The organism is Janthinobacterium sp. 1_2014MBL_MicDiv (assembly GCF_001865675.1).
GTDB lineage: Bacteria > Pseudomonadota > Gammaproteobacteria > Burkholderiales > Burkholderiaceae_D > Janthinobacterium.
This window is the reverse complement of sequence record NZ_CP011319.1, coordinates 6393996-6407572: the sequence shown is the minus strand read 5'-3', so window position 1 is coordinate 6407572 and position 13577 is coordinate 6393996. Positions and strand designations below refer to the sequence as shown.

Sequence of the window (13577 nt, the reverse complement as noted above, 5' to 3'; positions counted from 1 at the left end):
GCGGCTTTTTTTATGTTGAGACACATCAAGATGCGATACTGTCGGTTCTTGCAAGTTGGCACCAGACTATGAATAGCAGCAGCAAACCACCTCTTTCCTGGCGCCAGCGCCTGTCGCAACGGTCGGGCCGCGAAACGCTGGCCTGGGGCGTGGTGCTGGCCGCCTGCCTGGCCACCGTCTGGCTCGTGTATTTCTGGACCGAACGCATCGCCATCGGCAAGCTGCAGGCGAGCGGCGCGCAGCGCCTCGAGGTGTATGTCAGCAGCCTGGAAAATGCGCTGGAAAAATACGACTTCCTGCCCAAGACGCTGGAGCTGAACCGCGACGTCATCCGCCTGCTGCAGCACCCGGAAGACCCCGTGCTCGTCGACACGGTCAACCATTACCTGGAGCAAATGAATGCCCAGGCGAAATCGTCGACCATCTTCATCAGCAACCTCGACGGCAACACGCGGGCCGCCAGCAACTGGCAGCAGCCGGACAGTTTCATCGGTGACAATATCGCCTTCCGCCCGTATGCCCAGGACGCCCTGCGCGGCACGCCGGGGCGCTTCTATGGCGTCGGCACGACGCGGCTGGAACCCGGCTATTTCTTCGCCCATGGCATTTACCAGAATGGCCGCATGCTGGGCCTGGCGACGGTCAAGGTGAACCTGGAAAACCTGGAAAAACGCTGGGTGCAGGGCGCGGACAAGGTCATGCTGGCCGACGAGCATGGCGTGATCTTCCTCAGTTCCATGCCGGACTGGAAATACAAGACGCTGGCCCCGCTCTCGCCTGCCATCGTCGATGAACTGAACCGCACGCGCCAGTATTACTCGAAGCAGCTGGCGGCGATTCCCTTCGTCTCCGACCGCCAGCTGGGCAACGGCGCGCGCGTCATCAGCGTGCGCGAGCAGGAGCGGGCCGACGCGCCGCCGAAGACCAGTTCCAGCGTCATGACGCAGATCAAACTCAAGTCGCCGCGCGACTGGACCTTCATTTACCTGTCCGACCTGGCGCAGGCGAAGGCCAGCGCGCGCGCAGCGGCCGCCTTCTCCTGCGTACTGCTGGGCTTTTTCATGCTGCTGTTCTTTTACCTGCGCCAGCGGCGCGCGGCCGTGGCGCAGAAATTGCGCGCCCGCGAAGACTTGCAGCACGCCTACGACAACCTGGAAACCATGGTCGAGGAACGCACGTCGGAACTCAATGCCATGACGCAAAGCCTGAGCCAGGAAATCGAGGTGCGCAGCAAGGCCGAGCAAAAACTGCACATCACGCAAAACGAACTTTTCCAGGCCGGCAAGATGGCCGTGCTGGGGCAGATGTCGGCCAGCATCACGCACGAGCTGAACCAGCCGCTGACGGCACTGCGTACCATGTCCGACAATGCCGTCATCCTGCTCGAGCGCGGACGGCTCGACGACGCGCGGCGCAACCTGGCGAAGATCTCGCAAATTGCGGCCAGGATGGGGACCATTACGGGACAATTGAAGATTTTTGCGCGCAAGTCGACGACCAGCCTGACCTCCGTCTCGATCCCCACGGCGATCAGCAACGCGCTGTTCCTCGTCGAGCGCCGCCTGCAGGTTGAAAATGTGCGTTTCAGCCTGCATCTGCCGCCCGAAGACATCTTCGCCATGTGCGAAAGCAACCGCCTCGAGCAGGTGCTGGTGAACCTGTATGCGAATGCGCTCGACGCCATGAATGGCAGCGACGTGCGCAGCCTGCGCGTGTCCGTCGAATGCACGCGGGAACAGGTGCTGATCCACGTGGCCGACACGGGACCTGGCCTGTCGACGGAAGTGTGCGAACACCTGTTCGAACCGTTTTTCACCACCAAGCCGCAGGGGCTGGGACTGGGCCTGGGCCTGGCCATTTCCGAACAGATCACGCGCCAGTTCGGCGGCGTGCTGCGCGCCGAAAACGCCGCCGGCGGCGGCGCCATCTTCACCATCGAACTACAGATTGCAACGCAGGAGGAAAAACATGTTTGACGGCTTGAAGGTCTTGCTGGTCGAGGACGACCCCACCGTACGCGAAGGCAGCGAGCAGGCACTGCAGCTGGCCGGCCTGGACGTGCTGGCCTTCCACTCGGCCGAACTGGCCTATAAACTGCTGACGCCGGATTTCCCCGGCATCGTCGTCAGCGACGTGCGCCTGCCCGGCATGAGCGGCCTCGAGCTGCTGCAAGCCGTGAAAACGCTCGATCCGCACCTGCCGGTGATCCTCGTCACGGGCCACGGCGACATCACGATGGCCGTGCACGCCATGCGCACGGGCGCCTACGATTTCATCGAAAAGCCGTATTCCTCGGACCAGCTGGTCGACGTCATCCTGCGCGCGCTGGAAACGCGGCGCCTGATGCTGGAAGTGCACAGCCTGCGCCGCCAGCTCGAGGACGGCGGCGGCATCGAAGCGCGCCTGCTGGGCAATTCCGTGGCGATGCGCGACATACGGCGCCTGATCCTCGACGTTGCCAACGAACCGGCCGACGTGCTGATCTATGGCGACACGGGCACGGGCAAGGAAATGGTGGCCCGCTGCCTGCATGACTTCAGCCATCGCCGCAAGCACAACTTCGTCGCCGTCAACTGCGGCGCGATACCGGAAAGCATCTTCGAGAGCGAAGTGTTCGGCCACGAGCCGGGCGCGTTTACGGGCGCGGCCAAGCGCCAGGTGGGCAAGATCGAGCATGCGGACCACGGCACCTTCTTCCTCGATGAAATCGAAAGCCTGCCCCTGTCGCTGCAGGTAAAACTGCTGCGCGTGCTGCAGGAGCGCTATATCGAACGCCTGGGCTCGAACATTCCCACACCCGTCGACGTGCGCGTCATCGCGGCGGCCAAGCTGGACCTGGAAGACTTGTCGCAGCAGCAGAAATTCCGCAGCGACCTGTACTACCGCCTGAACCTGATCGTGCTGCATTTGCCGCCGCTGCGCGAACGGCGCGAAGACATTCCCATCCTGTTCGAGCATTTCGTGCTGGCCGCGGCGGCCCGCTACAACCGCGCCGCGCCCATCGTCTCGAGCGCCCAGATGCGCAACCTGATGGCGCATTCCTGGCCCGGCAACGTGCGCGAACTGCGCAATATCGCCGACCGCTTCGTGCTCGGCATCGCCGGTGGCGCATCGAGCCTGCTGGCAGGCGGCCAGGCCAGTCCCCTGTCGCTGGCCGAGCAAGTCAATGGCTTCGAACGCGCGTTGATCGAACAGGAACTGCGCGCATATTCCGGCAACGTCAGCGAAGTGAGCAGCGTGCTGGGCTTGCCGAAACAGACGCTGTATCACAAGATGCAGAAGTACAACCTGGTGGCGGAAGAGTTCCGCTAGGCGAACGCGGGGCGGCAGGCCTATGCAAAAGAACAACATAATATTGCTATATGGTATATATTGTTTCTTTTTGATAATTTTCTGAAGCCAATGAAAAAACCTGCTTTCCTGCTGTCCCTGTTATGTTGCGCCGCCAGTTTTGCCCAGGACGCCGTCAACACCGCAGCGCCCGCCGTCTCCACCGAAGCGGCCAGCGCACCAGCGGCCCCGGCAACCTCCGCCATCAGCCGCCTGCGCCTGTTCGGCCAGAATGGCGCCACCGCCTTCCTCTACCGCGACAGCAGCTGCATCCGCGGCATGTTCAGCGATGGCGTGGAAAAGGCCAGCGGCGGCATGGGTTCCGCCTTCGGCTCCCTGATCGGTACTGTCAGCAATGTCAGCCTGGGCATGGCGGAGACGGAAACGTCGCAAAACCTGGCACGCAAGGATGGCTTTTTCTCGAAAGCGTATTTCCGCGAATATGAGATTCCCGCCGATAAGCCGAGCAGCCTGCGCCTGGGCTTCCAGGATGTCTCGCCGTTCTACGTGGCCAACGGCGTGCGCTATGACACGGTATCGCCCAGCTGCCATGGCGACATCACCTTCACGCCGCGCGCCGGCGAGGATTACGAAGCCGCGTTCTCGTGGGAAGGCAAGCGCTGCAGCATCAGCATCAACCAGGTGATCGCCAGGGAAGGCAAGACGGAGCTGGTCCCCGTGCCCGTCACGCGCGCGCCGAGCTGCTAAGCAATCTCAGGCGGCGCCGACGAAGCCCGTGCGCAAGGGCCTGACCCAGTCGGGCCGCCCGTTGGCCAGCGCCAGCCGCGCCGCCTTTTCCCAGTCATATTGCACCGCGTGCCACTGCGCCGTCCAGCCGCCATGCGCGTCCTGTTCGGCGATCGCATAACGCGCGTGCGGCGTGCCGTTCTGCATCAGGTGCGGATAGCCATGGTCGTCGTCGTAGGCCTGCAAGCCCACGCTGCCCGGATTGACGATCAGCCGGCCATCGGCCAGGCGCACCTGGCGCGGCATGTGCGTGTGGCCGCACAGGATCAGCGCCGCGTCAGTGTCGCCGGCACGCGTGGCTACCTCGTCCGGCGTGGCGGCGCGGCTGCCCTGCGGCGTGACGGTGTCGAGAAAGTACACGAGGTCGCTGCCTGGCGTGCCATGCACGAGCAGCACGTCTGTGCGCAGGCGCAAGGTGGCGGGCAGCGCGTCTATCCACGCGAGTTGCTCCGGCAGCAGTTGTGCCCGCGCATAGGCGTCCGACACGCCCATGCGGGCCGGATCGCCCAGCAGCTGGCGCTCGTGGTTGCCGCGGATGGTCGGCAGGCCGAGCGCCATCAGGCGCGCCGCCGTGGCGCGCGGCTGCAGATGGCCCGAGACGATATCGCCGAGGTTGACGGTCACGTCCACGCCACGCCGGGCGATGTCGGCCAGCACGGCGTCAAGCGCGTCCAGGTTGCCGTGGATATCGGATATGGCGGCGATTCTCATGTCGTAACTCCCTCCCTTGCGCACCATTCTGCGCGCGTCAGGCGATACAGGCAATGCGTACGCAATGCGTGCCCTGGCGGCAGGGCCGGATGCTCGAACGTGGCGGCTTCGCGGCGCATGCCCAGGCGCGCCATCAGCGCGCTCGAGCGCCGATTCGGCAAGGCCGTGAACGAGACGATTTCCGGCAGCTGCAAGCGTTCGTAAGCTGCCCGCAGGGCGGCCTGCGCCGCTTCCTGCGCGTAACCTTGTCCCCAGTAATCGAAGGCCAGGCGCCAGCCGATTTCCACGCACGGTGAACAGGGCAATTGCGCGTCGGGAATATGCAGCCCCGTCATGCCGATGAAGCGATCGGTTTCACGCAAGGCCACGGCCCATAAGCCCCAGCCCCGCCCCGCGATCAGGTCGCCGCAGCGCCGCGCCATGGCATCGCTGGCCTCGCGCGACAGCGTGGAAGGAAAATATTCCATCACGCGGGGGTCGGCATTCAGGGCCGCGAACGGCGCCAGGTCGCTGTCGCGCCATTGCCGCAGCAGCAGCCGCGGCGTGACCAGTTCCATGATTTCCTGCATCGCTTACCTCCTCTCATAACCAGTCTTTACAGGCGGCTTACCTGCGGTAGGACAAGTCCGACGGCCACTTGGGCCGTGCGGCTACGTAATTTAAAAGTAACAATTGCTACCATTTCCTCATTGCATTGCTGTCCAATGCAGGCCGCCCCAGCGTCGCGGCAGTGTTCACTTTATCTTGAGGAGTTATCCATGTTTTCCACGTCCGTGTCCGCCCGCCTGTCTCCCCCACGTCCGCACCACCTTGCCTTGCGCGGCGCCATGATGCTGGGCGTATTGGGCGTCGCCACGGCCGCCGCCACGGCACGGGCGGAACCGTCGCCCACCCTGGACCGCGTCAGCATTTCCGTGGGCGCCTTCGCGGCCGATCCGCGCATCAATGTCGGTGCCGACACGGAGTTTGGCCGCATCGACGCGCCCGAATCGAAGCCCAGCCGCACGACGATACCCCGCATCAAGGCCGAATTGCTGATCGGCGACCACCATGGCCTGGCATTCGACTACTACCGCTACGACAAATCCTACACCCCCACCCTGACGGGCCAGACCACCATCAATGGCCAGCCCGTCACGGGCACGGCCACCGCGGACGCGGACCTGAAGCTGGACCTGGCCAAGATGTCCTACCGCTGGTGGCTCGGCAGCGGCAACGACACCTTCGGCATCGGCCTGGGCGCCGCCTACTATAATGCCAACCTGAACGGCACGGCCACCGGCGTCGTCAATGGCGAGACGGCCACGGCGCGCGATTCCATCGGCGAACATGCATTCGCGCCGCTGCTGGAAGTGGGCTGGCGCCACGCCTTCACGCCGGACTTGCGCATGTATGCGGAAGCGTCGGGCATCAAGAAAAATGGCGGGCGCATCAACGGCCACATTTATGGCGGCAATATCGGCGTCGAGTGGTTTCCATTCAAAAACATCGGCTTCGTCGCCGACTATGGCATCTCGAAAATCAAGCTGCACCGCGACAGCGAACGCGACGCGGACTTGAACGTGCGCCTGACGGGACCGTCGGCGTATGTGAAAGTACGCTTCTAACCCCTTCAGCCACCGCTTTCCGCACGACAGCGCGGCAAGCCTGATCCGGCCACGGCGCCAGTCCCCCGGCGCCGGCATTTCAACAGAATCACACCATCGCCGCAGGCCCGCTTGCTCGCTGTAAGCGCCGGCCGGCGCGTCACCGGTCCCGCCCCAGGCCAGGAGCACACGCATGCGCTGCGTGATCCTGGCTCCGCGTCATTCATGCCGGCTCTCCCGCATTTCATCCCCGCATTGTCGCCTCTTGTCGCAAACATCTTATTTTTTATCCAATTGACGATACATTATTGTTTTTAAGTAACATCCGCCATCGCGGTTGACGAGAAGGGCGATCCCCTTGCACAGACCGGCAGACATGCATCTGCCGGCTTTCACCCCAAGCTCAGGAGAGTGCTGCACATGCTATCGATCAAACAGCTGAACAAAACGTATGCCAATGGCGTCAAGGCCATCAACAATGTCAGCCTGGACATTCCGAATGGAATGTTCGGCTTGCTGGGACCGAATGGCGCGGGCAAGTCCTCGCTGATGCGTACCATCGCCACGCTGCAAGATCCCGATAGCGGCAGCATCCATTTCGATGGCCTCGACGTGCTCAAGGACAAGACAGAACTGCGCCGCCAGCTCGGCTACCTGCCGCAGGATTTCGGCGTGTATCCGAAGGTCAGCGCGGAAACCCTGCTCAACCACTTTGCCGTCCTGAAAGGCTTGACGGAAAAGGGCGCGCGCAAGGACGCCGTGCACGCCCTGTTGCAGCAGACCAATCTGTGGGAAGCGCGCAAGCGCAACCTGAGCACGTATTCGGGCGGCATGCGCCAGCGCTTCGGCATCGCCCAGGCGCTGCTGGGCGCGCCGCGCCTGGTGATCGTCGATGAACCGACGGCCGGCCTGGACCCGGAAGAACGCAACCGCTTCCTGAACCTGCTGGCGAAGATCGGCGAGCAGGTGGTGGTGATCCTGTCGACGCACATCGTGGCCGACGTGACGGACCTGTGCCCGCGCATGGCCATGATCGTCAAGGGCGAAGTGCTGGTGCAGGGCGAGCCGCAGGCGGCCATCGACACCTTGCGCAACAAGGTCTGGCGCCGCAGCGTCACCACGGATGAACTGGCGCAATACCAGCAGTCGCACAATGTGCTGTCGACGCGCCTGGTGGGCGGCAAGCCGCAGATCAATGTGTTTGCCGAGAGCCAGCCCGACAGCGGCTTCACGCCATTTGCCGCGACGCTGGAAGACGTGTACTTCTTGCACGTGAACAACGCTGCCCGCCATGGCGCCGCCGCGCCGGCCGCAGTCGCCGCGTAAGGGGCCGCCATGTGGAAGGAATTTTTCAAGTTTGACCTGGCCTACCAGCTGAAACAGCCGCTGCTGTGGGTATTTGCCGTCATCCTGGCCCTGATGGCCTTTGGCGCCACCAGCAGCGATTCGATCCAGATCGGCGGCGCCATCGGCAACATCAACCGCAATGCGCCCACCGTGGTGGCGCAACTGCTGGCGATCTTCAGCCTGCTGGCGATGTTGCTCGTCACCGTCTTCATCGCCGGCGCCGTGCTGCGCGACAGCGACTTCGGCATGGCCGACATGCTGTTCGCCACGCCCATGCGCAAGTGGGACTACCTGTTCGGCCGCTTCGGCGCCGGCTTTGTCGCCTGCCTGGCGATCTTTGTCTGCATCGCCTTCGGCACCATGCTCGGTCCCCTGATGCCCTGGGTCGACCCGCAGCGCGTGGGCGCGTTTGCGCTGCACACGTATGCGTGGAGCTTCGCCGTCCTGGTGATCCCGAACCTGCTCTTCATCGGCGCCCTGCTGATGCTGCTGGCGGCCACCACGCGCTCGATGCTGCTCGTGTATGTGGGCGTGCTGGGCTTTTTCGTGCTGTGGGGCACGGCGGGCGCCTTCACGCGCGACATCAACAATGAGTGGATCGCCGTGCTGCTCGACCCGTTCGGCATCCGCGCCTTTGGCCGCATGACGCGCTATTTCACGGCGGCCGAGGCGAATGCGGGCCTGCCGCCGCTGTCCGGCTTCCTGCTGGCCAACCGCCTGTTATGGCTGGGTATTGCCGCCGTGCTGTTTACCGCCACCGTGCTGCTCTTCAAGCCGCAGCGCGCGGGCACGGGCAAGCGCCTGTTCGGCCAGCACAAGGCATCAGCGGACGCAGCCTTCGCCGCGGCGCCGTCGCAGCTGCCGCGCAGCGTCCCCGCGTTTACCGCCGCAACGGCCTGGCGCCAATGGTGGCAAATCCTGCGCTTCGACGCGGCCGGCGTCCTCAAGAGCTTGCCCTTCCTCGTCATGCTGCTGTTCGGCGTGGCAAACCTGATTGCCGGCGCAAATGTCGGCAAGAATATGTACGGCACGGCCGTGTATCCGATGACGCATTTGATGTTGCAACAGATCAGTAACAGCTTCAGCTTCCTGTTGATCATCATCGTCACGTTTTACGCGGGCGAACTGATCTTCAAGGAGCGGCAGGCAAGGATCGCCGACGTCAGCGACGCCATGCCCGTGCCCAACTGGGTGCCGCTGCTGGCCAAATGCACGGCCTTGCTCGGCGTCATCGGCGGCTATCTGCTGGTGGGCGTCATCGCGGTCATCGGCTTCCAGCTCGTCAAGGGCGGCGCCCCCGTGGAACTGGGGCTGTACCTGAAAGGCACCCTGCTGGGCGCCCTCGCCTTCGTGCTGATGGGCTTGTGCGCGCTCACCCTGCAAGTGCTGGCCAACAACAAGTTCATCGGCTACCTGCTGGTGATCCTGCTGATGGTGGCGCAAGCCGTGCTGGGCATGCTGCACTTTGAACACAAGCTGTACAACTTCGCCAACTTGCCTGCGATCCAGTACTCGGACATGAACGGCTATGGCCACTTCCTGACCGGCTGGGCCTGGTTCGCGCTGTACTGGAGCCTGTTTACCGTGGCCCTCGTCATGCTGGCGCAGGCATTCTGGGTGCGCGGCCTGTCCGCCGGCTGGCGCGCGCGCCTGCGCCTGGCCGGCCAGCGCCTGCGGGGCCGTACGGGCGCCGCGCTGGGCCTGGTGCTGCTGTGCTGGGCCGGCACCGGTGGCTGGATCTTCTACAACACCAATATGCTGAATCAATACGAAACGTCGGACCGCACCATGGACAAGCAGGCGCGCTACGAAAAATTGTACAAGCAGTACAAGGACTTGCCGCAGCCGAAGATCACGGATGTGCAGGCCGACGTGGATATCTATCCCGAGCAACGCAAGGTGTTAATCAAGGGTCACTACGTGCTGCAAAACAAGACGGGCCAAGCGCTCGATACCTTGCGCATCCAGCGCGATCCGGAACTGCAGACGGCGTGGCTGAACCTGCCCGCGCACAGGGTCGAACTGGATGACAGGGAACTCGGTTTCAGCATCCTCAAGCTGGCCCAGCCCCTGGCGCCGGGCGCCAGCTTGCCGCTGGATTTCACGGTGGCCGTCACGCACCGGGGCTTTACCAACAGCGGCGCGCCCAACCAGGTCAACCTGAATGGCAGCTTCTTCAACAACCAGGCTTATTTCCCCCACTTCGGCTACGTGCAGGACATGGAGTTGATAGACCGCAACGAGCGCCGCAAGCGGGGCCTGGGCGAGCCGCAGCGCATGGCCAAGCGGGAAGACGCATCCGCCTATGGCAACACGGTCTTCGGCGGCGAAGCGGACTGGATCCATTTCGACACCACGGTCTCCACCAGCGGCGATCAGATCGCCCTGGCACCCGGCTACCTGCAAAAAAGCTGGGAACAGGATGGGCGCCGCTATTACCGCTACAAGATGGACCAGCCGATGATGCCATTCTTTGCATATCTGTCGGCCCGCTGGGAAGTCAAAAAAGGCGACTGGCGCGGCATGCCGATCGAAATTTATTTCGATAGGAAACATGGCTACAACACGGAGCGCATGATCACGTCCGTGCAAAAGTCGCTCGACTACTACACCACCGAGTTCACGCCCTACCAGCACAAGCAGGTGCGCATCCTCGAGTTCCCCGGCTACCAGACGTTTGCGCAATCGTTCGCCAATACGATTCCGTATTCGGAAGGCATCGGCTTCATCGCCGACTTGCGCGACAAGGACGACATCGACTACGTGTTTTACGTCACCGCGCATGAAATGGCGCACCAGTGGTGGGGCCACCAGGTCATCGGTGCCAATGTGCAGGGTGCCAGCATGCTGATGGAATCGCTGGCGCAATACTCGGCCCTGATGGTGATGGAAAAGGAATACGGACGCGACAAGATGCGCCGCTTCCTGCGCTATGAACTGGACCGCTACCTGAGCGGACGCGGCGGCGAAGCCATCGAGGAACAGCCGCTGGCGCGCGTGGAAGGCCAGCAATACATCCACTACAACAAGGGCAGCCTGGTGTTCTACCGCCTGCGCGACGAGATCGGCGAAGCCGCCTTGAACCGTGCCCTGAAACGCTATCTGCAAGACAAGGGCTACCAGCAGGCGCCGTTCACCACCGCGTCGGAACTGCTCGCGTACATCCGCGCCGAAGCGCCGCAGGACAAGCAGGCGCTGATCACGGACCTGTTCGAGAAGATCGTCTTCTACGACAACCGCGTGACGCAGGCGACAGCCGTGCAGCGCAAGGATGGACAATGGGATGTCACCGTGCAATTGCACCTGGCCAAACTGGAATCGGATGGCAAGGGCAAGGAAAGCCTGCGCGCCTACGACGAGCCGGTGGAAATCGCCATCTTCGCGCGCGCGCCCGGCGCCAAGGAAAAGGATGAAAAAGTCTTGTTCACGGACAAGCGCGTCTTGCAGGGCAGCGACCCGGTGCTGACCATCACGGTGAAGGACAAACCGTTCGACGTGGGCGTCGATCCGTACAACAAGATGATTGACCGGGTCGCGCGCGACAACCGCAAGGAAGTCAGCATACACTAAGCCCGAACCAGGCCAGGCGAGCCTTGACCCAACGCAAACAGGCCGCGCCATCGACGATGACGCGGCCTGTTTTTCATGCGTTGCCTGTGCGCGATCAAGCCATCAACGGTACACGAGGCCACCATCGATCAATGGCGCCTGGCCCGTCATGTAATCGGCATCGGGTCCGGCCAGGAAGGACACAAGGCCGGCCACATCGTCGGGCGTCTCGGCGCGTCCCAGCGCGATGCCGTCCACGTATTTCCTGTACGTGGCGCCCAGCTCGGCGCCCGTCAGCTCGGCCATGCGCTTGTCGATCTCGACCCACATGTCCGTGCCGACGACGCCGGGGCAATACGCATTGACGGTGATGCCGTCGGCCGCCAGTTCCTTGGCCGCCGCCTGCGTCAGTGCGCGCACGGCAAACTTGGTGGCCGAATACACGCCCAGCAAGGCGAAACCGTCATGCCCGGCGATCGAGCACGCATTGATGATTTTGCCTTTCTGCTGGCGTGCCTTGAAGCTCTTGGCTGCCGCCTGGATGCCCCACAGGGTGCCCTGCACATTGATGCGCATGATGCGGTCGACTTCTTCCGGCGTCACGTCGAGCAGCGGCTGCACTTGCGCGATGCCGGCGTTGTTGACGATGATGTCGAAGCCGCCCAGTTCCCTCTCGGCAAACGCCACCGCCTCGGTCACCTGGTGCAGCTGCGACACGTCGGCGATGCAGGTGACGGCGCGGCGTCCCAGCGCGCGCACTTCGGCGGCGACGCGGTCCAATTTCTCCTGGTTCAGGTCGACGAGCGCGATATCGGCGCCATCCTTGGCCAGGCGCAAGGCGATGGCCTTGCCGATGCCTTGCGCGGCCCCCGTGACCAGCGCGACTTTTCCGGAAATACCCATATTGCGTTCCTTTCAGTACAGGGAAGATGAGCTGCAAAACCGGTCCGGCACTGCGGCGCCTGCGGCCGGTTTCGCATCGAAGAGACGCTTCAGCCTACATGAAATTTTCAATCCGCCGCCTCTTGAAACGTGCGCGGCCGGAAAAAGCGCGCAGGTCAAGAAAGGTGGAAAAAAACGCGCCGCAGCATGCCATTACGCGCGCCATACACGCACCCCATGCGCGCACTGCCGTACTGGCACATGGCGGCAGCTGGCGTAAGATGGACGGTATCGCCAGCGCACGCTGGCACCACGTTCAAGGAGAAACGCATGCTGCACCGCCACCTGCCCATCCGCGCCAGCCTGCTGCTGGCAGCGCTCGCCTTTGGCACACCGGCCTGGAGCGCCGATCCCGTCCACAAGGAAAGCGTGGCATTGACGGCGAACAAGGCCGCGCATCGCGTCACGGGCAAGATCAAGGGCTACGCCACGGCCGAATACACGCTGACGGGCAAGGCCGGCCAGACCCTCAGCGTCAAGCTCAAGACCAATCAATCATCGAATTACTTCAACATCCGCCAGGCCGGCCAGGACGACGCCCTGTTCGTCGGTTCGAGCAACGGCAACACTTTCCAGGCGAAGCTGCCAGCCGATGGCGAGTACACGGTGCAGGTGTATTTGATGCGCAACGCGGCGCGCAGGAATGCGGTGGCCAGCTACACCCTGGAGATGGGCTTGCGCGATTAAGCAGGGAACGGCCGGCGCACTCAACGCTCATCTCACGGCGCGACGCGGTCGATGCGGCCTGCATAACAGCCCCGCTTGGCGTTATGGACGTGAATATAACTGACGTCCGGATGGCCGAATAACTGCGCGATGACGGTTTCCACGGCCGCGCCGTCCACCACCTCGGCATCGAGCATCATGCCATCGGCAGCATAGGCGCGCAGCGACAACAGCCGCAGCCGCATCGATTCGGGCACCTGATTGACGGCATCGTACGCTTGCGTAGCCCCCTCGCGCACATAGATGGCGTGGGAAGCCCGGTATGGCGTCATGGCGGGCTGGCACACATGATTGAGCAACAACACGGTTTCGCCCAGTTCGGCTTCCACCATTTCTATGCGGTCAGGAAAGCCAGGTTTTTGGTCGACCGCATGGCGCCGCATGCCGAGCGCCATCAATTCGGCATCGGATAAGGCAAAAAAGGGTAGAAAAGGCTCGGGCGACAAACCCGTGATGCGAAAATCCATGCTGTTCTCCGGCCGTGTCAACACCACCATCAAACCAGCATCCGGCCAGCGCCGCCACCCGCTTCTTGCTGTGGAATTCGACAGTCCGCCCCGGATTGCTGTCTACCGCCGTTGCATAAAAAAAGCCGGCTTCACTGATGAAGCCGGCTTTTTTATTGTCTGACACAGGGCG

12 protein-coding genes are annotated in these 13577 nt (G+C 63.1%); 8 read left to right on the top strand and 4 right to left on the bottom strand.

Annotation, left to right across the window (positions count from 1 at the left end; all coding sequences use genetic code 11):
* Positions 1 to 68 precede the first annotated feature (68 nt).
* The 3 genes from YQ44_RS27780 (at position 69) to YQ44_RS27770 (ending at position 4038) form a co-directional block, all read left to right on the top strand.
* The gene (locus tag YQ44_RS27780) at positions 69 to 1976 is read left to right on the top strand and encodes a sensor histidine kinase (protein ID WP_071326119.1); all 1908 of its coding nucleotides are present in this window, start codon (positions 69 to 71) and stop codon (positions 1974 to 1976) included.
* Positions 1969 to 3312, top strand: a complete 1344-nt coding sequence (locus YQ44_RS27775) for a sigma-54-dependent transcriptional regulator (RefSeq protein ID WP_071326118.1) — start codon at positions 1969 to 1971, stop codon at positions 3310 to 3312. The genes YQ44_RS27780 and YQ44_RS27775 overlap by 8 nt, the downstream gene beginning before the upstream one ends.
* A 90-nt stretch (positions 3313 to 3402) precedes the next feature.
* Positions 3403 to 4038 carry a hypothetical protein gene (locus YQ44_RS27770; protein ID WP_071326117.1) on the top strand — a complete coding sequence of 212 codons (636 nt, stop codon included), beginning with the start codon at positions 3403 to 3405 and terminating at the stop codon, positions 4036 to 4038.
* A 6-nt stretch (positions 4039 to 4044) separates the two neighbouring features.
* Here YQ44_RS27770 and YQ44_RS27765 read toward each other — a convergent pair whose 3' ends face one another.
* Both YQ44_RS27765 and YQ44_RS27760 read right to left on the bottom strand, forming a co-directional pair.
* Positions 4045 to 4788: a metallophosphoesterase family protein gene (locus YQ44_RS27765; protein WP_071326116.1), complete on the bottom strand. Its 744-nt coding sequence runs from the start codon at positions 4786 to 4788 to the stop codon at positions 4045 to 4047.
* Positions 4785 to 5357: a GNAT family N-acetyltransferase gene (locus YQ44_RS27760; protein ID WP_071326115.1), complete on the bottom strand. Its 573-nt coding sequence runs from the start codon at positions 5355 to 5357 to the stop codon at positions 4785 to 4787. Before YQ44_RS27760 ends, YQ44_RS27765 begins: the two co-directional genes overlap by 4 nt.
* Positions 5358 to 5546: 189 nt before the next feature.
* Here YQ44_RS27760 and YQ44_RS27755 point away from each other — a divergent pair, with 189 nt between their 5' ends.
* The 3 genes from YQ44_RS27755 (at position 5547) to YQ44_RS27745 (ending at position 11291) form a co-directional block, all read left to right on the top strand.
* Positions 5547 to 6395, top strand: coding sequence for a MipA/OmpV family protein (locus YQ44_RS27755; protein WP_083412077.1), 849 nt, complete (start codon positions 5547 to 5549; stop codon positions 6393 to 6395).
* 399 nt (positions 6396 to 6794) lie between these two features.
* Positions 6795 to 7700: an ABC transporter ATP-binding protein gene (locus YQ44_RS27750; RefSeq protein ID WP_071326114.1), complete on the top strand. Its 906-nt coding sequence runs from the start codon at positions 6795 to 6797 to the stop codon at positions 7698 to 7700.
* Between the two features lie 9 nt (positions 7701 to 7709).
* Positions 7710 to 11291: an ABC transporter permease/M1 family aminopeptidase gene (locus YQ44_RS27745; protein ID WP_071326113.1), complete on the top strand. Its 3582-nt coding sequence runs from the start codon at positions 7710 to 7712 to the stop codon at positions 11289 to 11291.
* Positions 11292 to 11393: 102 nt separating this feature from the next.
* Here YQ44_RS27745 and YQ44_RS27740 read toward each other — a convergent pair whose 3' ends face one another.
* On the bottom strand, positions 11394 to 12173 hold the full coding sequence (locus tag YQ44_RS27740; protein ID WP_071326112.1) for an acetoin reductase: 780 nt from the start codon (positions 12171 to 12173) through the stop codon (positions 11394 to 11396).
* A gap of 309 nt (positions 12174 to 12482) precedes the next feature.
* Here YQ44_RS27740 and YQ44_RS27735 point away from each other — a divergent pair, with 309 nt between their 5' ends.
* Positions 12483 to 12899 carry a hypothetical protein gene (locus YQ44_RS27735; protein ID WP_071326111.1) on the top strand — a complete coding sequence of 139 codons (417 nt, stop codon included), beginning with the start codon at positions 12483 to 12485 and terminating at the stop codon, positions 12897 to 12899.
* A 32-nt stretch (positions 12900 to 12931) separates the two neighbouring features.
* Here the strand turns inward: YQ44_RS27735 and YQ44_RS27730 are convergent, their stop codons facing one another.
* The gene (locus YQ44_RS27730; RefSeq protein WP_198043846.1) at positions 12932 to 13321 is read right to left on the bottom strand and encodes a DUF1203 domain-containing protein; all 390 of its coding nucleotides are present in this window, start codon (positions 13319 to 13321) and stop codon (positions 12932 to 12934) included.
* On the opposite strand from YQ44_RS27730, the gene YQ44_RS29425 reads away from it, so the two are divergent.
* Complete coding sequence (locus YQ44_RS29425) at positions 13320 to 13568, top strand: hypothetical protein (RefSeq protein ID WP_198043845.1); 249 nt, start codon at positions 13320 to 13322, stop codon at positions 13566 to 13568. The genes YQ44_RS27730 and YQ44_RS29425 overlap by 2 nt on opposite strands.
* Positions 13569 to 13577 lie beyond the last annotated feature (9 nt).